Raw genomic sequence first — 20,049 nt, 5'->3', positions numbered from 1 at the left:
GTTCCTGTCGAGGGAATGACTAAGGGCCGATCTTGCAGGATCGGTTTTGCAACACAAATGAAGTCCTGTGAAGGTCTTCCATCCGATCTACGATCTGTTCGCCGGCAAGCTTCCCGGATCGTGGATCTTCAGCTTCGAAGGCCCGCCTAGTGCGGGCCTTCTTCTGTTATGAGGCTATGCGGATCGGCAGTTCCTCCTGGTGCGCGAAATGATCCAGCAATGCCAGGTCTTCGCGCAGGGACCGGTCGACGGCAGAGGAAACGTAATCAGTGACAGTCATGCCTTTGGCGGCAGCGATCATCTGAACGTCCTCCGCGGTCTTAGCCTGCGTGCGGAAGCCAATGTATTTGCGTAGGCCCTTGCTGGGGCGTCCGCCTCCACGATTGATTACTGCGCTCATGGTCATGTCCTTTGAATCTCGCACAACCTGCGGTTGTGGCTGCTTCATCGCTGGTGCTACCTGGAGTCGACCACTGTGAGGTTTCTGTTTACAGCTATCGGCTGAATCGAAATTAGCACTGCTTTCGGCGACATTCGGGGATTTGTTTACAGAAAACGACTCCGCGTGTCGCACCGCACTTTCCTTGGGCTTCGCAGGCCTGCGCTGAAACTCTATCTTCCTGGTGGGATGGCCGTCCGACCCGCCGACATGAGTCGCTCTTTCGGTGGCCCCGCCAACTGGAAGGTTGACGGCGGAGGGGCTGCATTCGGACGCTTCGCGGGTGGGTGGGTGCGGTGTCGGGGCGTCAGCCATGGACGACCTCCTTCCCCTGGTGATGGCAAGCACTTCTGAGTCCCTCTTGATATGGTTGGGCCGTTCTGCCCGGGATATGCTGAACCCTAAACCAGACTAAAACATGTTTGAAACATGTTTCAAACTAGTCTATCCCTATTGAAGCTATTGAAGGGTCATGTTGTTGTGACGCAAGCTCTGCGTTCCCTGTCTGTAACTACATCTGAACAGGCTTTCCGCGATGCATCCGGCGCATTCGCGGCATTGGAACTGCCAGTCGGTCCGACTCTGAGTCTGCTTCTGAGCGTCGTCGAAGACCTCCGCGGCAAGCGAATCCGGATTCGTGCCACCGAGAAGTTGGTCGGCACATCCATCTGTGGTCTGTGGTTGCCGGGGGCGAAGATCGAGTGGGTGTTTCATCCCCCGACGCCTTGGGAGCTGCAGCGTCAGCAGTTCATTCTTCACGAACTTGCTCACATGGTCCTGGGCCACGACACTACCCCCGGTGCGGGCACCGTCCTAAAGAGCGGCTTTCGTGGCCTGTCTCCGGAGATTGTGCGCAGGGCCCTCATGCGGACCGAGTTCCGGACCTTGGAAGAGGCCACGGCCGAGTACCTTGCCGATCTAATGGCTGAGGCGTTGAGGGCAGGGCCTGGTGAACCGGGCGCCTTCGAGGAGGTCTTCGGCTGATGGAGATCATCGCAGCGGGGCTGATGGTCACCCTGACGCTCATCGTCATCGCGTCACGCGGTCAGGGTAAAGACACCAGCATCCTATGGGCTTCGGTGCTGATATCCGTTTCCATGGTCCTCAATATTAACCCTGTATACCTGCTCGCAGATGGGTGGGTCGGCGGGAGGAACTATGCAGACCTTGGAGCGAACCTTCTCTTGCTGGCGGGTGTCTCTTTTCTCGCCCGGGCAATTCATCGGGCTGCACAGCCGGCGTCCTACGGCAGGAAATCCTCGTACGAGGTATTGGCCAAAGCAGGACTTGCGGGCACAGCGATATCGGCGATCATCTGGTTCGTTCTGGTCGATGCTCCTGTTACGTCGACGTCGTTCATGCGGGATTACGGAGGGCAGTGGGCGGCGGCCCTATATTCGGCTGGCCAGTACCTCTACATTGGCGCGGTCATGGCCGCCGCAGGCTGGACCTGCGTGCGCTTTCGGAAGGTCTGGACCACCGGAATCTACACCGTAGCGTTCGCGCTTGTTGGCTTGGGATGCCTGTCCGCCGTTCTGTTCGTCGTCGATGTGCTCGTACTGGATGCACTTCACGTGCTCGGTAAGGTTGAGGCACTCTCCTCCCTGTCCGGAATTTACGCGGTGTTGAATTCGGCTACGTTCCTTTTTCTTTGCACCGGTATGGCTTTGCCTCCTGGCAGCCGCAAAGTCACTGCCATCTACGAAACGGCGCGAACCAGCTCGGTGCTTGCGGGCTTGGAACCTGTCTGGGGACGGGCAGTAGCCGGGAACGCCGGGCTGACGCTGGACCTTGGCGTGGTTCCGAAACGCCCGGACCGCCGGCGCAGCGAGCTGCACCGCATGATTGTGGAGATCCAGGACTCCCTGGCCCGGGATCCCGAGGCAAGAGACAGAATCGGCACCGAGGGCCTCGGAAAACTGGCCAGCGCCTCCGACCACCTCGAGCGGGTGTCGTGGCGTCCCCGCTGAAGGCTGTTGCCTGGTCCGGGCTACTTGGTGCTGCGGGCGCCCTTGCCGGTGCGGCATGGGCCGCCCGTCAGGCGACTTCAGCCACGTACAGGCGCCGCTACGGCACCGCCCCTTTGGCAATTTCCGATAGCCAAATCGAGCTCCCAGCCACGAGACACACGCTGGCGCCCGGGCAGTTCGGCCTGCAGCTCTCGGCAGGCGGCCCCCCGGCCGTCATCGGTCCGGTCATTTCCACCAGTGACGGCAGGGTCACGCGTAGCCTCCTGTATCGGCCGGCGGGCCTGTCCTTGGAGTCCAGAGGGAGGTGGAGTGGCATTGTCTCGGTCGATCCATCGTCCGCTGCGGCTGACGTGGTCGAGACTTTTGTCGAGACAACTCTCGGCCCAGCCCCTGCCTGGATGATCGACCGGGGAACTGACCGCTGGGCCATTCATGTCCATGGGCAAGGGAGCGCCCGGGCACAGACGCTTCGTGGGGTTGAGACCGCATCGCGTATGGGACTCAGCTCATTGGTCATCTCATATCGGAATGACGGCGAGGGCCCTCGCTCGAGAGACGCTCGATCGCATTTGGGCGAATCGGAGTGGCGCGATCTAGAAGCAGCTCTTCGGTTTGTTGCCGAGCGCGGCGGAACTGAATGTGTGGTGTTTGGCTGGTCCCTCGGGGCAACGATGGCCCTAAATACGGTGCAGCGGTCGTCGTTGGCAGAGATGATCAAGGGCCTCGTTATGGTCTCGCCGGTTTTGGTCTGGGAGGACGTATTGCGTGCCAACGCCCGCCATCACCGGTGTCCAAAACTCCTTGGCTCACTCATAGCCCGGCTCCTAGCGCTCAACGGCTTCAGCAGACTGGCCGGCCTCGAGGGTCCGTTGGAGGTGCGCGGTTCTGATCGGGCCAGATTCCAGACTGCCCTGAGTATCCCGGTCCTGATCCTCCACAACAGGAATGACTGGTCCGTTCCCTTTGAAACTTCCGCGCACTTCGCGCAAACACATAAAGACCAGATAGAACTCGTGGAGTTCGACTGTTCCGGACACACACAAGAATGGAATTCAGACCCGGTAGGGTGGGATCTGGCTGTACGCCGTTGGTATGAATATAGGTTCCCGCCGGGCCCGGCCGGAGAACAAGCTGCGGCTAACAGCGATTGAAATTGAATGGGGTTGAATTTATGGTTGGCGGTGACAGTCCCCGCGATCGGCTAGAGCGGGCGGAGACCCTTGCTCGCAAGGTGAACCTCCTCCTGGACGTCGTGGTGGCCGAAGGCGGAGAACCCTACGAGTTCGCCGACATCCAGGCAGGCGTGCGCGAAAACGGCTACGAGCTTTCTCGAACGCGCTGGTGGCGAATTCGCTCCGGTGAATCGCCAGATACCGTCCCCAAAGAAGCCCTGGTCGCCATGGCCAAATTCTTCAAAGTGGAACCGGCGTACCTGACCGATGAATCCGGCGAACTCCCGGAACGAATTGAGCGGGAGCTGCAGCTCCTGAAGAAGATGCGCCGGAACAAGCTGAAGAACATCGCGGCCCGAACTCTCGGCGACATCGACGTTAAGACCCTCGAGGCGATCAACGCACTCTTGGACGATGTGGACTCCTACGAAAGCAACGACCCCGAACGCGAGTGAATCATGGTTGAAACATGTTTCAGTCCTGCTATCGTGGACAAGTGCCCACCACGATAAGTTGTACGAACCGCCGCCGAGCAGAGTCGTACCACCGGCGCGTTCGGGGACGGTTCTGGTCACATTCCTTCGACATAGCTGGCGTACTCCTGGGTCAACCCTCGGAGCCGAGCGGGTTGAACCATATAGACGACATCCTTGCCGTGGCGCATACCTGCCGGAGGATCGGTCTTCACCACCCCCGCCTTGGCGAGAAAGTCGAGGTGTCGATTCAGGCTGGGTCGGCTGATATCCACCGCAGTCTGCAGGCGCCCAATGGTCGAGGGTCCGAGCATCGACAAGCGGCGCAGGATATCTACTCGGGCGCGGTTGCCCATGAGACTGATTGCCACCTCGACTTCGGGCGGCAGTTTTGGTCGAATCAGGCTTGGCATGGATCCATCTTGCCTGACGCCACGGAGAATCAATGCCTCTTTTGCCACCGTACTCTATTACTAAGCAATAGAGTTCTAAACAGTCTGACTGTGTGGTCCCTATGAAGCCGAAGAGACTGCTGATCGGCACCGCTGTTGTCGTGCCGGCGATCGTCCTGGGCCTGGTCCTTTCGATCGTTCTGCTCTTCGGGTCGACTCCGGCTGCGGCCGATTGCGGCCCCTCGGTTTCCGCGTCGATCAGCTCTGACACCACGATCGACGGATACTCGACTGAGCAGCTGACGAACGCGGCAGCGATCATGAATGCGGGCAAGTCCCTGAACCTGTCGGCCAAGGGCCAGATGGTCAGCGTGATGGCGGCCCTGGGGGAGTCGGGCCTGCGGGTGTTGGATATCGGCGACGGCGCGGGGCCGGATTCCAGGGGTCTGTTTCAGCAGCGCGACAACGGCGCCTGGGGTTCCTACGCAGACCGCATGAACCCGTCCATCAGCGCGGCCAACTTCGTCAAAGCACTGCAGCAGGTCGAGGGCTGGGAGCTGCTGGAACCGACGATCGCGGCCAACCGCGTCCAACGCAACGCCGATCCGTATCACTACCAGCGCTACTGGGACCCGGCAGTGAAGATCGTCCACGAACTCTCGGACACGAAGCTTTCCCTCACCGGCCCGGGCTGCGGGATTCCCGGCGCTTCCGGTGCGGGCGATGACCTGCCGTGGGCCAACGCTGCCGTCTACCAGCCGAGCGCTTTGGGGATGTTCAACCGTGAGTGTGTGGACTTCGCCCTGTGGCGGGTGAACCAGCAGCTCGGCAGCACCACGGCCCCGTACAAGATCCTCAACAGCACCTTCCGGCCCGACGGCGTGAAACTCGGCTCGGCCCTTTCCTGGCGGGACGGCTGGAACGCCCGCGGCTGGCCCACCGGCACCGCGCCGCGGGTCGGCGCCGTCGTCTGGTACGCGCCAGGCGCCGGGGGAGCGGACCCGAACTTCGGCCACGTAGCCGTGGTCAAGGAAGTCAAGGACAACGGGACCTACGTCGAAGAGGGCTACAACGGCAACCCGGCCCCGGCGGACCACAGCTACTACACCCGGACGGTGGCTAACACCGTTCCCTCAGCTTTCCTGTACCTGCCCACTCAAGAGGAGAAGAAGTGAAGAAGCCCTTGGCCCTGCTCGCCGTGTCCCTGTTCTGTGTTTCCTGCGCACCGGTGGCGAACACGACTCCCGCGGCATCAACCAGCAAGCCCACAGCGTCTGCGCCGGTCTCCTTGAGCGCCAACAGCGGACCCCAGGCCCCCGGGGGAACGGTCCCGGCCACGATCGGCATCACCTGGGATCAGGCCAGCAAGGACAAAGCGGTGGAAGTCGCCGGGAAGGCAATGGCGGACTTCGCCCGCCCCACGGTGGAGGAAAAGCAGTGGGCCAATGACCTGGTCCGCTGGCTTACTCCGCAGGCGACCGTTGACTACTCGGCGGTGGACCCGTCCAACGTCCCGGTCAGCCGCGTCACCGGCCCCGCCACGCTGAGCGTCGATGAAGCCAACGGCTTCGGCGTCATGGCAGCGGTTCCCACCAACTCCGGGACGTACACGTTGCAGCTGCTCCGCACTGGCAAGGACGCCCCGTGGAAGGTCAACCGGCTCACGCCGCCCTCGTCCTAAGTGCCGCACCTCTCCATCTCATACACGTAAGGAAGAAGCTCATGGGTACTACACCAACCGAGGTCATGGCCTTTCCCAACATCAGGGCCATCGTCCGTGACAACGGAACCGCCGAGGTCGTCGTCGCGGGGAACTCCCGCGTCGTTCCTGCCGGGGACTCCGTGCAGGAACTGCGCAACAATGCGCTGGCCCTCATCGTGGGCGAGGCACAGACCCTCCAGCGCCCCGTGCGGGTCCGGATCGAGGATCCCGAAGGCCACGGTGAACTCATCGTGCATCCGGATAACAAGATCGAATCCGTCTCCTACGACCCCCGGCAGACCCGCCGCCGGGCGGAAGCTCCGGAAACCACACCTAAGACAGTCGTCCCGGCGATCATAGAGACCGTCCCTGCACAGGAGCCCGTGGCCACTCCAGCAGAGTTCGCGCCAGTTCCTGCCCCTGCAGCACCACCGGTGGACGCCCAGCCGTGGCCGCCCGCCCCCGTTGCAGCCGATACCGTTCCGGTGCCGGCCAACCCGGAACCGCAGACGCTCGCCGCCGTTACTGAGAAAGCGGCGCCGACGCGGCGCAGCTTGAAGGAAACCTCGTTTCTGGTCAGCGCGCCGGTGCTGGAACCTGCCACCCAGGGCTGGCGGGGAACGCTCACGCACCTGGGACTGCGGATGGACCCCTCGGAAGAAGAACTCTCAGAGCGGGAGGACATTCGCACGGTGAGCCAGCACTGGCCCGGTCCCCGGACCATTGCCGTGGTGAACCGCAAGGGCGGGGCGAACAAGACCCCCACCGTGGTGATGCTCTCGGCGATCCTAGCTCGCTACAGCGGGGCCGCCACGGTCGCGTGGGATAACAACGAGTCCCAGGGCACCCTGGGATGGCGGACGGAAAAGGGCGCCCACGACCGCAGCGTCCTGGACCTGATCGACTCCTCCCAGACTCTGCTCTCGCCCTCGACCAACGCGGCCGAAATCGCCAGGTTCGTCCATCACCAGACGGCCGACAAGTTCGATGTCCTGCGCTCGGATGAAAACGAGGAAGGCGATCACGAAGTGACCGCCGAGGAAGTCGACATCGCCCATCAGGTGCTCAACCGCTATTACCGGCTGGTGGTCATGGACTCGGGCAACACCGCCCGAGCCGCGAACTGGCGGCGGATGATCGATCACACTAACCAGCTCGTCGTCCCGGTGACAGCCATTGAGGACCGCGCCGAAGCCGCACGGCTGACGCTGCAGACGCTGGAATCCCGGGGAGGCCACGACGGGGAGCTGGCCCGCAACGCCGTCGTGATCGTCTCTGAGTCCACCGACGCCAAACGCAGCATGAGCGGGGATGCCTTGAAGCGGGCGAAGGACGAGGCCCAGCGGATCGCGGACGGCTTCGCCCCGTTCGTCCGTGCGGTCGTGCGGATCCCTTACGATCCGGCCCTGGTCAACGGACCCATCCGATATGAAGCCCTCCAGCCCGCCACACAGCGGGCTTGGCTCGCGGCCGCGGCCGCCGTCGCCGCCGGCTTCTAAACCACCCACCAACGGACTTTGAAAGGAGGAAATCGTGCAACAGTCCCTGAACCCCTGGATCACCGGCCCGGCTCCGTCCGACGGCGCGGAGGCGGCAGATCCGGAGGCGCACGTGCCGCCGGCGGCCGTGATTAGTGCGCCGCTGAGGGGAGTGGTTGAACCGGACGCCGCAGACAGGCTGGGCCGCCGGACCGTCTCCGGATCTGCCGCGCTGTGGGTCACCGGCGCCCACGGGGGATCCGGTGAAAGCCGGATCGCTGATCTGCTCGACGGGGCACGCGTCACCGGTCACCGCTGGCCCGTCCTCCAGGACGGCGGCAAGCCTCGGGTGCTGCTGGTCTGCCGCGCAGACATGCGAGGCCTGACAGCCGCCCGCAGCGCCCTGACGCAGTGGGTATCAGGCGCGGCACCCGCGGTTGATCTGCTCGGCCTCGCCGTCCTGGCGGACGCACCGGGGAAGACTCCCAAACCCTTGCGGGACTTCGCCGCCATCGTCGGCGGGGGAGCGCCCCGGTTCTGGACCCTGCCCTGGGTCGAGGCCTGGCGGCACGGAGACTCCACCACACCGCCGCCGCCGGCCCGCGACTACCAACGCTTCATCACTGACTTAGCCGCACTGGCTACCGACACCACACCAACCATCACCGATTGAAAGGTCTCACCATGAACCCCTTCGCTGTACTTGACGGAAGCGTCATCCCCAACCCCACCCCCGTTGTCCCGACACAGGCAGGGGGCCTGCTCACGATCCTGAACTGGGCCTCTGGCATCGGCCTGGTCCTCGGCGTCCTGGGCGTCATCATCGTCGGCATCGGCATGGTCATCCAGCTCCAGCGCGGCGAAGGCGCCCAGGCCATCGGCAAGCTCGGCTGGGTCCTGATGGGCTGCATCATCATCACCGGCGCCTCGGGCATCGTCCGCGCCTTCGTCTAAGCCAGCACCAAGAACGGGAGGTTCACCATGAGCCAGTCAACAGAGAGCACCACCGAAAGCAATCCGTTCACCAAACCCGGTTTCATCATTGCTGCCGCGCTAGTGGTCGCGCTGATTGCAGCAGCCGTCGTCATCTTCCTGCTCCCCAAAGGACAGGACAGTGCCCAGCCAGCGCCGGGAACAGCAGCATCCGCCACCCAGCCCACAGCCAGCCCCAGCGCCAGCGCCACGACGGTTGCAGGCAAAAGCGTTTGCGGACTGCCCTCAAGCACGGAAACGGCACTGGGGGCAGCGCCTAAATCCAAGTGGGAGCTTGTAGGGAGAATGGCCGTCCCCAGCGACCCGTCAACGGCAGGCCCTGGCACTGTCGGAAAGGACGGTTTGAGGTCGTGCTTTGCTCAATCTCCCACAGGAGCGCTTTACGCAACGGTAAACATCTGGGCAGCGTCGTTCAACGGCTATGCAAAACAGGTTTACCTGGAGCTTTCAGCTGATAGCCCTTCGCGGGACAAGGCTGTACAGGCCATAAAGGAAGGGAAGGACGTCGGCAGCGGAACCTCACCGAAGGTTCAGATCGCAGGGTTCATCATCCATTCGTATACGCCCGGAACGGCCGTCGTGGAACTGGCCATCAAGAGCGCCGACGGAGGATACGGTGCTTTCTCGACGTCGCTGATGTGGGAGGACGGCGATTGGAAACTCGATATCCCGGCCGCTGGCGGCGGCGCAGTGCGCCAGATCAGTGACCTGAGTTCGTTTATCCCCTGGACCGGCGTCTGACATGGCAGATAAAGCATGTGAAGTCTGGGACGTGGCCTGTTGGGGCGCACAGGGTGCCAGCAATGTCGCAGCCGGGATCGCGGACGATGCCATCAACAACCTTGCCAAAGCCATCATGGAGGGCATGAGCCAGATGGTGACAACACTGTCGACCTTCTGGGTGTCCATGCCGACGGTCAACCTGGCCAGCACCGACGGTGCAACGCCGAGCCCCATCGTCTCCATGGTGAACAGCGAATTGATGGTTTGGACTCTGACGCTGGCGGTCCTCGCAGTCATTCTCGGTGGCATCCGGATGATCTGGGAACAACGCGGAGCACCGCTAAAGGATCTGCTCCGGTCCCTCATCACGCTGGCTCTTGTCTCGGGCCTTGGCCTGGGAGTCATCTCCATTTTGGTAATTGCCGCAGATGCGTTCTCGGCCGAGATCATCAAACGTTCCACGGATGGCAAGGGCTTTGCCGAGTCGATGAAAATTCTCGTTCTGGCCAATCAAACGGGTGTCGGCGTGTTTATCCTCATCGTTCTGGGATTGATCGGTCTGGTTGCCTCCCTCGTCCAAGTCGTCTTGATGGTTGTCCGCAGCGGCATGTTGGTGATCCTGGCTGGCATCCTGCCCACCACGGCTGCTTTCACGAACACGGAGATGGGCAGGCAGTGGTTCCAGAAAGCGGTTGGCTGGACGATCGCTTTCATCCTCTACAAACCAGCTGCGGCCATCGTCTACTCCGTCGCATTCCTGCTCATGGGACACAACAGCGGGAAGGACACTTTGGTCGGTTCCATCACGGGTTTCACGTTGATGGTTGTCGCCCTGTTCGCCTTGCCGGCGCTGATGCGCTTCGTGACGCCGATGGTTGGTGCCGTCGCCTCCGGCGGGGGAGCGGGAGCAGGAGCTGCCGTTGGTGCCATGGCCACAGGCGCTGTGTCCATGGGCCGCAGCGGCAGCGGTAAGGGCAATGCAGCTCCGACACCGGCGAGCACGCAAAGCAACCAGTCAGGCGCATCTCCGAAGGGCAGCAATGGAACGCCTGGCCCGAAGGGAAGCGGCGGCCAGCCGACACCGGGGGCTACCGGTCCGGGTGGGGCAGCCGGGGGGACAGCAGGCAGCACCGGGGCTGGAGCTGCCGCCGGCAGCGCGGGCGCCGCGTCGGGTGCTGGGAAGGCCGCAGGTCCGGCTGGCATGGCCGTCGCCGTAGGAGCACAAGCAGCGTCCAGGGTTTCTCAGGCCGCACAACAGACCGCGCAGGATTCAACCGGCCAATCAGAAACAACGGAGGGCCCCAGTGGCAGCAATTAATACCGAATACAAGGAACCGTCCTACGGCAACTGGCGCGTCCCGCGCTCTGCCGGGTTGGGCAACCTCGGCGCTATCGGCACCGGCATTGTCATGACCGGGTTGTTGGCCGGGATCATCACCTTCGCGTTTCTTGGCCTGTTCCCGGGCCTTGCTGTCCTTGCCGTGGCCGGGGCCAGCGCCCTGTTGCTGACGGTCAAGGACAAGCACGGCCAGTCCGTTGTTGACCGTATCGGAACACGGATGAGCTTCCGGCTCTCCAAGTTCTCCGGAACGAACCTCTACCGTTCCGGCCCCCTCGGAGTCACCGAGTGGGGCATGTACCAGCTGCCCGGCCTCGCCGCGAAGTCCACCCTGTACGAATTCACCGACTCCTACAAGCGCCCGTTCGCACTGCTGCATGTGCCTTCCACCAGCCACTACACCGTGATTTTCTCCACCGAACCCGACGGTGCGTCCCTGGTGGACCCGGAACAGGTGGATGCGTGGGTGGCGAACTGGGGCGGCTGGCTCGCCGGCCTCGGGGACGAAGCGGGCCTGGACGCCGCGGGGGTGACGGTCGAGACCGCACCGGATTCCGGCTACCGGCTCCGCAATGAGGTCATGATGAACATCGACCCGAATGCCCCGGATTTTGCCAAGAACGTGCTCAACGAGGTCGTCGACACGTATCCGGAAGGTTCGGCCACGGTCCGGGCCTGGGTATCCCTGTCCTTCAACGCCTCCCTGCGGGCGGGATCGAAGAAGCGCACACCTGAAGATGTGGCCCGTGACCTCGCGTCCCGGATCCCGGGCCTGTCGGCCCGGCTGCAGTCCACCGGCGCCGGGATCGCCCGGCCGATGTCGGCGCAGGAACTCTGCGAGGTCGTCCGGATCGCCTACGATCCGCCCGCTGCCCTGATCATTGATGAAGCGCATGCCGCCGGCTCCCCGGTGTCCCTGACCTGGGGCGAAGTCGGACCCTCCGCGACGCAGGCGAGCTGGGATGACTACCGGCACGACAGCGCGTTCTCCGTCTCATGGACCATGACAGGTGCCCCGCGCGGGTCGGTAAACTCCTCCGTCCTGTCCCGGCTGCTGGCCCCGCACGGGGACATTGACCGCAAGCGGATCTCGCTGCTGTACCGCCCGATGGATTCGGCCAGGGCCGCAGCCGTGGTGGAGCGGGACCAGAACAATGCCAACGTTCGCATCACCTCCGGGACCCGGCCCTCCGCCCGCGCCCTGGTCGATGCCCGCTCCGCGGTGCAGACCGCGGCCGAGGAAGCCCAGGGCGCCGGGCTGGTGAACTTCGGGATGGTCGTCACGGCCACCGTGACCGACAAGGACCGCCTCCCGGATGCCGTGGCCGCCGTGGAACAGACCTCGGGTACTGCCCGGGTGCTGCTGCGCCGGGCCTACGGCGCGCAGGACACCGCGTTCGCCGCGTCCCTGCCGCTGGGGCTGGTCCTGCCCAAGCACAGCATGCTGCCGTCCGAAATCAAGGATGCCCTGTAATGGCCCGCATGAAACTCTTCACCCGCCCAACCAAAGCGGCTGGTGCACCGGTCAAGGCTGCGCCGAAGAAGAAGGCTGGGAAGGAACCGCGTCAGCCCGGGCCGGCTGCCCGCGGCTGGACCGGACGCGGCGGCGGCATGACACAGCTCGTGCCGTCCGTGAAGGAATACCGGGGAACCACGGTCCAGGTCTGCGGGCTGTGGCCGTTTTCCTCCGGGGCGTCCTCGCCCATGATCGGCGTCCCGCTCGGACGCCATGAGGAGACTCAGGCCACGGTCTGCTGTGACCCGATCAGCTGGTTCCAGCGGGCACGCCTGATTTCCAATCCGTCCGCGTTCATCCTGGGCAAGCCGGGGCTGGGAAAGTCCACCGTGGTGCGCCGGATGTTCATTGGTCTCTCCGCTCAAGGCGTCCACCCCCTGATCCTCGGGGACTTGAAGGGCGAGCACGTCAAAGCGGTCCAGGCACTCGGCGGACAGGTCATCAAGCTCGGCCGCGGCGTCGGCTACCTGAACATCCTCGACCCTGGCCAGGCCGTCGAAGCGGCGCAGCTGCTCGAAGACAGCGGCCACCATGAGGACGCCGCCCGGGTCCGCGCTGACGCGCACGGCCGACGCCTGACCATGGTTGTCTCCCTGATCACGATCAGCCGGAACAACCCGCCCACCGATCAGGAACAGACGATCCTGGACCGGGCCCTGCGGGTCCTCGATGACCGGTTCAACGGTGTCCCGGTCCTCAAAGACCTCCTGGACGTGATCATCTCCGCACCGGACGAGCTGCGGCAGGTCGCACTGGACCGCGGCGACATGGCCGTCTACCTGCAGGAAACCCGCGCCCTGGAAGCAACCCTGCTGGGCCTGACCGGAGGCGGGAAGCTCGGAGAAATCTTCTCCCGACACACCACCAACCCCATGATGCGCGACCGCGCCGTGGTCTTCGATGTCTCCAGCATTGACGAGACCGAAACCGACCTCCAGGCAGCAGTCCTGCTGGCGTGCTGGTCCTACGGCTTCGGCACCGTCAACGTCGCCAACGCCCTCGCCGACGCCGGCCTGGAACCGCGCCGGAACTACTTCGTCGTTCTCGATGAACTCTGGCGGGCGCTGCGCGCCGGCAAAGGCATGGTGGACCGGGTGGACGCCCTGACCCGGTTGAACCGCTCCGTCGGCGTCGGGCAGATCATGATTTCCCACACCATGTCCGACCTGCTGGCACTGCCGGCGGAAGAAGACCGGATGAAGGCCCGCGGCTTTGTCGAACGCTCCGGCATGGTCATCTGCGGCGGCCTCCCCGCCTCGGAAATGACGTTGCTGACCTCGGCCATTCCGTTGTCCCGGCAGGAGCAGCAGAAGCTCATTTCCTGGCAGGACCCGCCCGCCTGGGACTCCCGCGGGCTCGATGTCGAACCTCCCGGACGGGGGAAGTTCCTGATCAAGGTCGGCGGACGGCCCGGGATCCCGGTCCTGGTGGGATTGACGTCCTTGGAGCAAGGCCCGGACGGAGTCAACGACACCGAGGGGAAATGGCGTGAAACCCCGGAAACCCTCCTTGAGCCCATGACCCCTGACGTACCGACTGAGGGAGGCACGCTGTGAGCGCACCGAACCGGAAAGGAATGGGCCTCGGCGATGCCCTGCTGGTCTGGTTCGCCATCGGCGTCATCGTCGTCTTCGGCGGCGGGACCTACGCGGCCGTCCACCTGGGCTCCTGGATGGCCGGCATCAAAGCACCCCCCAAACATCCCATCGATCTGATCGCCGGGCTCATCAAGGGCCGGGTGCCCTGGCCCGTCCCGTCCACCGTCGCGGCCGCCCTCATGGCCGGTGTGGTCGTGGTTCTGTCCATCGTCGTGCTCGTGGTCTGGAGGAAGGGTGCGTCCAAGCGTGCCCGCGTCGACAAGGCGGCACGGTACCTGGGTCGAGGGAAGTCCCTGGCCGCGTTCTCCGAGAAGGGCGCGAAAGCAACGGCCGAGCGCCTCGGCGTGACAGGCACTCCGGGCATCGTCGTCGGCAAGGTGGTCTCCACCGGCCAGACGTTCATTCAGTCCTGGGAAGATCTCAGCCTCGATATCTGGGGCCCCCGTACCGGCAAGTCGACCTCACGGGTCATGCCCGCGATCCTGGACGCACCTGGGGCTGTGGTCTCGACCTCGAACAAACGCGACGTCGTCGACGGCACCCGGGGCGTACGCGAAATCACGGCCCCGGTGTGGGTGTTTGATCCGCAGAAGATCGCCCAGGAGGAAGCGGACTGGTGGTGGAACCCGCTCTCCTACGTCACGGACGAAGAAAAGGCGTACAAGCTCACGCAGCACTTCTCGGTCGGGTCACGGGTTCCGGGATCCAAGCCGGATGCCTACTTCGATCCCAAAGCCGAAGACATCCTCTCCTCGTACTTCCTCGCGGCCGCGCTCGGTGAGCTTCCCATCACGCAGGTTTACCTGTGGGTGACGGAGCAGGTCAGCCAGGAACCCATCGAAATCCTCAAAGAGCATGCCTACGAGCTGCAGTACAAGGGCCTGGAGTCCACGCTGAAGCTGGCCGACAAACAACGGGACGGTATCTTCGGCACCGCCGAGAAGATGATCCAGTGCCTCAAGTCCAGGAACACGCTGCGCTGGGTCGCCCCGACGGGCGGCGCGACGGTGGCCACGGACTCCCGCCGGCAATTCAACCCGCACGCGTTCGCGACCTCCCGGGAGACTATCCACATCCTCTCAAAGGAAGGGGCCGGCTCCGCCGCCCCGCTGACCACAGCGTTGACGGTGGCGATCGCTGAGGCGATGGAGGAACGGGCCGAGCGCCTGGGCGGCCGCCTGCCCAAGCCGGCGCTGTTCGCGCTCGATGAGCTGGCAAACGTCGTCCGCTGGGCCGGGCTGCCGGACCAGTTCAGCCACTACGGCTCCAAGGGCCTGATCGTCATGGGCATCCTGCAGTCCTGGTCCCAGGGCGTCGAACTGTGGGGAGAGGCGAACATGCGGAAAATCTGGTCGGCCGCCAACGTCAAGGTCTACGGAGGCGGCGTCGCCGAAGAAGGATTCCTCCGGGCACTCTCGGACCTGATCGGGGACTACAGCTACACCAACGTCTCCATCTCCTCCGGAAAGTCCGGCTCCAGCCGCTCACGCCAGGAAGGCAAGGAACGCATCTTCGACGTCTCCAACCTCGCCGAACTCGACCGGGGCCGCGCCATCGTCCTCGCCTCCGGCGCCCCGGCCACTCTGGTCCGGACCATGCCCTGGTACACCGGGCCACACAAGGACGCCGTGGAGGCGTCCATCAAGACCTACAGCCCCCGCCCCGAGGAACCGGCCATACCGGTGCCAGCTGAGCCGGTGGCTATCCCTGGGTCACGACGCCGGAGGTTCTGAGATGAACAGCGATATCGGCCGGTTCAGCACAGCTCCCGTCCCCGGCGAGACAGAGGCACCTGCCGAAAGGCCGGCGGAAGAGCACAAGCCAGCTGAACTCGTCTACGGCTCGGCCGAAGAGTTCCTGCACGAACAGCTGCTGCCCACCTACATCCGCGACGTCGACGGCCGCTCCGCAAAGTGGTGCCTTGAGTGGTACTTCCACCCCGAAGCAGTCTCCCGCGTGGAAGCGCTGTGGCGGGCATGGGAACACCTCAGACTCGACGGAGCCACGGGGATCAGTGTCTGGTGGAAGGATCACGCGGATCACCACATGAGCGTGCTCCTGGACCCCCGCGGCCCGTTCTACAAATGCGACATGCAAAAGCACCGGGACCCCGAACATCTGGAGCCAAAACGTGCACCAGCAGGCTGGTTCCCCGATGTACGGCTCCAAGGCTAGATATCGAGAGGGTGGTGCGTTTTACCGTTGCTTTCACCAAGCCACGTCCCATCGAGACCTGAACCGCTGTGATACCTGCGGCTGAAGTCTTGGGCCGGGATACCTTTCAGAGCAATCCCACCAGTGTCTTCAGAGGGGGCGTCGGGCCACAGGCACATTTTCAGCCCGGAACGGGCGCCCCGCAAGGGGCACATTGGCTAGACGTTCTGGTTCACGGACGCGGGACGCAGGCCGCAGGCCGTTAAGTGATGTGTTGCTATCAGGCTGTGTCCGTGAAGGGGCCGGCGGTGGATCCCACGGGTAGCGGGCGTAGACCTGATATCCCTCGGCTCTTTCCACCATTTCGCGCGGAAATGGCCCATCAGGTGAGATCCAAAGAATGGAGTTGTCTAGCATGACGTCTTCGATTGTCCCTGTTCGGACGATCTCGCCGTGACGTCGCACTTCCACGTACTGTCCTGGAGTCGCTGCCAGTCTGGCTGCAAGTGAAGATCCAAGGCTTTCCTGTCGGTTCCGGTGACGCTGAAAAAGTACTGGAAGTTGAAACGGTGAGGCGCCGTAGGCATGAGTTCTTGCTCCACTGCAGGTACGAGTTGTGGGAACAGCTCTCAACGACTACGGCTGAAGTTGGTATCCGTTAACTTGGAAGGGCCAGGCCGCGACGCCAGTCAGCGGCACGAAAAACATCGCCAGACTCTAGAGGATCCGCGTCAACCTGATCCGGACGGTTTTCACGGCGCTTCAAGGGAGCCCCAGCTGATCGGTCCGAAGGCGAACAGTCCGGTCAAGCCGTCCGGCCCTGCCAATCCATTCCCGAGGTCGATTTTGGTCAGCTGCCCGTGGCGTAGCAGTCGCGGAGAACGGCAGCGAATATCGGCCGCAGCTGCCTCAGATGCGTGACGGAGCCTGCTGCTCGAATAATTGCAGTGTCAACGTCAGCCAGGAACGCCTCGGGTGACGTATGCCCGTCCGGAATGCGGATCATCCAGCCGTACCCCTGGGTCGCGGTGGAGCTCGGCGTCCAGGAGGTAGAGGTCGATGTTCTCATCGACTCCTTGCCGGTCCGCAGCAGTGAATGGCTGCTCGAAAGGCCTGCTGGACACCAGCGTGCTCGATGTAGCCGGTGACGGTTCTGCCGGGGTCCGAGGACGAATGACGGAGTAGGTTTTCCCTGCCGGCCGACCACCCTATGAGCGCCCCAGCCATTCTCGGGCCGCCCCACCGATGAAGCCGGGGGTTGGCTTCTGGTCCGTCACTCCACATGCTTACTCCTTATTGGCGATGCGCGCGGCCCTGATTCCACAATGACAGGGCGCCGCTTCCCCGCCGTCGGCGGAAGCTGATAGCGGAGGCGCCAATACTGCTTGGTATGTATACACCAAACCAGCCTGTGCGCGGTAAGAGTCGGTATATTGCTGATCTCTTTGTGACATTTTCCTAAATTGACCCAATCAATGTATACACTGAGCGTGTTCAATGACGAAAGGGAGCGGAATGCGAGCCGGCGAGAAAGCCTACGTTTCCCTGCGAGAAGACATCATTGAATGGCGTCTGCTGCCCGGCACGGTCCTTGCCGAGGTCGAGCAGTCGGAGCGCCTCGGCGTCTCCCGCACCCCCATCCGGGAGGCGCTGAGCCGGCTCACGGCCGAGGGGCTGACGACGACGGCGGGCGGGCGCGGCGTCGTCGTCACCGACATTTCCCTGGACGACATCGATGAACTGTTCGAACTGCGCGAGACCCTCGAAGGCAGGGCAGCCGCCCTGGCCGCCGAGCGCGGAGACCCCGCGACGTTCGAACAGCTCCGGCGCGAGCTGCTCCAGGCCCCGGAACTGATCGGCGGGCAGGATCCGGCCCTGCACGACTACTACGGGCTGGTCGGACGGTTGGACGCGGCCATTGACGCCGCAATCTCCAACGCCTACCTCGTCCAGGCCATGCGCAGCCTCCGCGTCCACCTCGTGCGCGTCCGGCGCCTGGCCGCCGACGACGCCGCACGGCTCACCGCCGCCGCCGCCGAGCACGCCGCCATCGCCGAGGCGATCGCCGCCGGCAACCCGCGGCTGGCCGAGGCCGCCACCACGCTTCACCTGCACCGCAGTCTTTCGCACGTCAAAGCCACCCATACACCTCAGCAAAGGGAGCACCATGGTTAAGGAACACCACGTCCGCGTTTACAAGAGCGAGGAAAATCTGGGCCGCGAGGACCAGCTCGCCTACAAGATCGCCAAGGTCGCCGCGGACCCCGTGGAGGTCACCGATGAGGTCACCGACATGGTGATCAACCGGATCATTGACAACGCCTCGGTGGCGGTCGCGTCCCTGAACCGCGCCCCGATCGTCGCGGCCCGGGCCCAGGCCCTCACCCACGGCCCCAGCACCGGCGGCAAGGGCTCGAAGGTCTTCGGCATCGAGGAACGCGTCTCCGCCGAATGGGCTGCCTGGGCCAACGGCGTCGCGGTCCGTGAACTCGACTACCACGACACCTTCCTGGCCGCGGACTACTCGCACCCGGGCGACAACATTCCCCCGATCCTGGCCGTGGCCCAGCACGTAGGTTCCAGCGGCCGGGACCTGGTCCGCGGCATCGCTACCGGCTACGAGATCCAGGTCAACCTGGTCAAGGCCATCTGCCTGCACAAGCACAAGATCGACCACGTGGCGCACCTCGGCCCGTCCGCCGCCGCCGGCATCGGCACCCTGCTGGGCCTCGACGTCGAGACCATCTTCCAGTCGGTCGGCCAGGCGCTGCACACCACCACCGCCACCCGGCAGTCCCGCAAGGGCGAAATCTCCACCTGGAAGGCGCACGCCCCCGCGTTCGCCGGCAAGATGGCCGTCGAATCCGCGGACCGTGCGATGCGCGGCCAGACCTCTCCGGTGCCGATCTACGAGGGCGAAGACGGCGTGATCGCCTGGATGCTGGACGGTCCGGACGCCTCCTACACCGTGCCGCTGCCGGAGGCCGGCGAGGCCAAGCGGGCCATCATGGACACGTACACCAAGGAACACTCGGCCGAATACCAGGCCCAGGCGTGGATCGACCTCGCCCGCAAGCTCAACGGCGAACACCCCGAGGTCACGGACCCGGCCAACGTCGAGTCCGTGCTGATCAAGACCAGCCACCACACGCACTACGTGATCGGCTCCGGCGCCAACGACCCGCAGAAGTACGATCCCACGGCCAGCCGCGAGACGCTGGACCACTCGATCCCGTACATTTTCACCGTCGCCCTGCAGGACGGCACCTGGCACCACGTGGACTCCTACGCCCCGGAACGCGCTGCCCGCCCCGACACCGTGGAACTCTGGCACAAGGTCACCACGGTCGAGGACCCGGAATGGACCCGGCGCTACCACTCCCTGGACATCGCCGAGAAGGCCTTCGGCGGCACCGTGGAGATCACGCTCAAGGACGGCACGGTCATCACCGATGACATCGCGGTCGCCGATGCCCACCCGCTGGGCGCCCGCCCGTTCGCGCGGGAGCAGTACGTCAACAAGTTCCGCACCCTCGCCGCCGGCCTGGTGGCCGATGAGGAGATCGAGCGCTTCCTCGCCGCCGCCGCCCGGCTCCCCGAGCTCGCCGCCGGCGAGCTGGACCAGCTGAACATCCGCGCGGCCGACGGCGTGATCGACCTCGCCGGCGCCCCGAAGGGACTCTTCTAATGTTGTATTCGAAGGTCACGCCGGAGCAGAAGCGGATCCGGTTCCGCGAAATCCTCGCCTCCGGCACCATCGCCCAGTTCCCCGGCGCGTTCAACCCGCTCTCGGCGCGGCTGATCGAGGAGAAGGGCTTCGCCGGGGTGTACATTTCCGGYGCCGTCCTCGCCAATGACCTGGGCCTGCCGGACATCGGSCTGACYACCCTCACGGAGGTSGCCACCCGCGCCGGGCAGATCGCCCGGATGACGGACCTGCCGGCRATCGTCGACGCCGACACCGGCTTCGGTGAGCCCATGAACGTGGCCCGGTCGGTCCAGGAACTCGAGAACGCCGGCCTGGCCGGCTGCCACATCGAGGACCAGTTCAACCCCAAGCGCTGCGGCCACCTCGACGGGAAGAACGTCGTGGACCTGGA

General features: G+C 64.3%; 21 protein-coding genes. 17 read left to right on the top strand and 4 right to left on the bottom strand.

The annotated features are described in order from the left end of the window. Positions 1 to 166: 166 nt before the first annotated feature. Positions 167 to 400, bottom strand: coding sequence for a hypothetical protein (locus AC1DNG_RS21000; protein ID WP_011689691.1), 234 nt, complete (start codon positions 398 to 400; stop codon positions 167 to 169). A gap of 492 nt (positions 401 to 892) precedes the next feature. Between AC1DNG_RS21000 and AC1DNG_RS20995 the strand changes: the two genes are divergently transcribed. The 3 genes from AC1DNG_RS20995 (at position 893) to AC1DNG_RS20985 (ending at position 4,036) form a co-directional block, all read left to right on the top strand. Beyond that, positions 893 to 1,423, top strand: a complete 531-nt coding sequence (locus AC1DNG_RS20995; protein WP_476888220.1) for a hypothetical protein — start codon at positions 893 to 895, stop codon at positions 1,421 to 1,423. Continuing rightward, positions 1,423 to 2,409 carry a hypothetical protein gene (locus AC1DNG_RS20990; protein WP_476888219.1) on the top strand — a complete coding sequence of 329 codons (987 nt, stop codon included), beginning with the start codon at positions 1,423 to 1,425 and terminating at the stop codon, positions 2,407 to 2,409. Before AC1DNG_RS20995 ends, AC1DNG_RS20990 begins: the two co-directional genes overlap by 1 nt. A gap of 1,231 nt (positions 2,410 to 3,640) precedes the next feature. Continuing rightward, positions 3,641 to 4,036, top strand: coding sequence for a hypothetical protein (locus tag AC1DNG_RS20985; RefSeq protein WP_476888218.1), 396 nt, complete (start codon positions 3,641 to 3,643; stop codon positions 4,034 to 4,036). A gap of 116 nt (positions 4,037 to 4,152) precedes the next feature. On the opposite strand, the gene AC1DNG_RS20980 is transcribed toward AC1DNG_RS20985, so the two are convergent. Further along, a complete protein-coding gene (locus AC1DNG_RS20980) occupies positions 4,153 to 4,467 on the bottom strand; it encodes an ArsR/SmtB family transcription factor (protein WP_476888217.1) in 315 nt (104 codons plus the stop codon). A gap of 101 nt (positions 4,468 to 4,568) precedes the next feature. Here AC1DNG_RS20980 and AC1DNG_RS20975 point away from each other — a divergent pair, with 101 nt between their 5' ends. From AC1DNG_RS20975 to AC1DNG_RS20925, 11 genes are read left to right on the top strand one after another with little or no spacing between them, the layout of a single operon-like run. After that, positions 4,569 to 5,621, top strand: coding sequence for a CHAP domain-containing protein (locus tag AC1DNG_RS20975; RefSeq protein ID WP_476888216.1), 1,053 nt, complete (start codon positions 4,569 to 4,571; stop codon positions 5,619 to 5,621). Then, positions 5,618 to 6,127, top strand: coding sequence for a hypothetical protein (locus AC1DNG_RS20970; protein WP_476888215.1), 510 nt, complete (start codon positions 5,618 to 5,620; stop codon positions 6,125 to 6,127). Before AC1DNG_RS20975 ends, AC1DNG_RS20970 begins: the two co-directional genes overlap by 4 nt. Before the next feature lie 41 nt (positions 6,128 to 6,168). Then, positions 6,169 to 7,647, top strand: coding sequence for a MinD/ParA family ATP-binding protein (locus AC1DNG_RS20965; protein WP_476888214.1), 1,479 nt, complete (start codon positions 6,169 to 6,171; stop codon positions 7,645 to 7,647). Between the two features lie 34 nt (positions 7,648 to 7,681). Then, the gene (locus AC1DNG_RS20960; protein WP_476888213.1) at positions 7,682 to 8,299 is read left to right on the top strand and encodes a DUF6668 family protein; all 618 of its coding nucleotides are present in this window, start codon (positions 7,682 to 7,684) and stop codon (positions 8,297 to 8,299) included. Positions 8,300 to 8,310: 11 nt separating this feature from the next. Continuing rightward, complete coding sequence (locus tag AC1DNG_RS20955) at positions 8,311 to 8,580, top strand: hypothetical protein (RefSeq protein WP_476888212.1); 270 nt, start codon at positions 8,311 to 8,313, stop codon at positions 8,578 to 8,580. A 27-nt stretch (positions 8,581 to 8,607) separates the two neighbouring features. Further along, the gene (locus AC1DNG_RS20950; RefSeq protein WP_476888211.1) at positions 8,608 to 9,360 is read left to right on the top strand and encodes a DUF8175 domain-containg protein; all 753 of its coding nucleotides are present in this window, start codon (positions 8,608 to 8,610) and stop codon (positions 9,358 to 9,360) included. Position 9,361: 1 nt separating this feature from the next. Further along, entirely contained in the window at positions 9,362 to 10,660 is a 1,299-nt protein-coding gene (locus tag AC1DNG_RS20945; protein ID WP_476888210.1) for a TrbL/VirB6 family protein, read from the top strand. Beyond that, positions 10,647 to 12,155 carry an SCO6880 family protein gene (locus AC1DNG_RS20940; protein WP_476888209.1) on the top strand — a complete coding sequence of 503 codons (1,509 nt, stop codon included), beginning with the start codon at positions 10,647 to 10,649 and terminating at the stop codon, positions 12,153 to 12,155. Before AC1DNG_RS20945 ends, AC1DNG_RS20940 begins: the two co-directional genes overlap by 14 nt. Beyond that, complete coding sequence (locus tag AC1DNG_RS20935) at positions 12,155 to 13,753, top strand: ATP/GTP-binding protein (protein ID WP_476888208.1); 1,599 nt, start codon at positions 12,155 to 12,157, stop codon at positions 13,751 to 13,753. Before AC1DNG_RS20940 ends, AC1DNG_RS20935 begins: the two co-directional genes overlap by 1 nt. Continuing rightward, complete coding sequence (locus AC1DNG_RS20930; protein WP_476888207.1) at positions 13,750 to 15,528, top strand: type IV secretory system conjugative DNA transfer family protein; 1,779 nt, start codon at positions 13,750 to 13,752, stop codon at positions 15,526 to 15,528. The genes AC1DNG_RS20935 and AC1DNG_RS20930 overlap by 4 nt, the downstream gene beginning before the upstream one ends. Position 15,529: 1 nt before the next feature. Next, positions 15,530 to 15,970: a DUF4913 domain-containing protein gene (locus tag AC1DNG_RS20925; RefSeq protein ID WP_476888206.1), complete on the top strand. Its 441-nt coding sequence runs from the start codon at positions 15,530 to 15,532 to the stop codon at positions 15,968 to 15,970. An 829-nt stretch (positions 15,971 to 16,799) separates the two neighbouring features. Here AC1DNG_RS20925 and AC1DNG_RS20920 read toward each other — a convergent pair. Both AC1DNG_RS20920 and AC1DNG_RS20915 read right to left on the bottom strand, forming a co-directional pair. Next, positions 16,800 to 16,955, bottom strand: coding sequence for a hypothetical protein (locus AC1DNG_RS20920; RefSeq protein ID WP_476888233.1), 156 nt, complete (start codon positions 16,953 to 16,955; stop codon positions 16,800 to 16,802). After that, positions 16,906 to 17,073, bottom strand: a complete 168-nt coding sequence (locus AC1DNG_RS20915) for a hypothetical protein (protein ID WP_476888235.1) — start codon at positions 17,071 to 17,073, stop codon at positions 16,906 to 16,908. Before AC1DNG_RS20915 ends, AC1DNG_RS20920 begins: the two co-directional genes overlap by 50 nt. A gap of 391 nt (positions 17,074 to 17,464) precedes the next feature. Here AC1DNG_RS20915 and AC1DNG_RS20910 point away from each other — a divergent pair, with 391 nt between their 5' ends. The 3 genes from AC1DNG_RS20910 to AC1DNG_RS20900 all read left to right on the top strand — a co-directional run. Further along, positions 17,465 to 18,124: a GntR family transcriptional regulator gene (locus tag AC1DNG_RS20910; protein ID WP_476888232.1), complete on the top strand. Its 660-nt coding sequence runs from the start codon at positions 17,465 to 17,467 to the stop codon at positions 18,122 to 18,124. Next, a complete protein-coding gene (locus AC1DNG_RS20905; protein WP_476888205.1) occupies positions 18,117 to 19,637 on the top strand; it encodes an MmgE/PrpD family protein in 1,521 nt (506 codons plus the stop codon). The genes AC1DNG_RS20910 and AC1DNG_RS20905 overlap by 8 nt, the downstream gene beginning before the upstream one ends. Then, positions 19,637 to 20,049, top strand: a 413-nt coding sequence (locus AC1DNG_RS20900) for an isocitrate lyase/phosphoenolpyruvate mutase family protein (protein ID WP_476888204.1), incomplete at its 3' end; no start/stop codon positions are given. The genes AC1DNG_RS20905 and AC1DNG_RS20900, both read left to right, overlap by 1 nt.

It is taken from the genome of Arthrobacter sp. 01T425, assembly GCF_056398725.1.
This window is presented reverse-complemented; position numbering and strand designations above follow the sequence as displayed.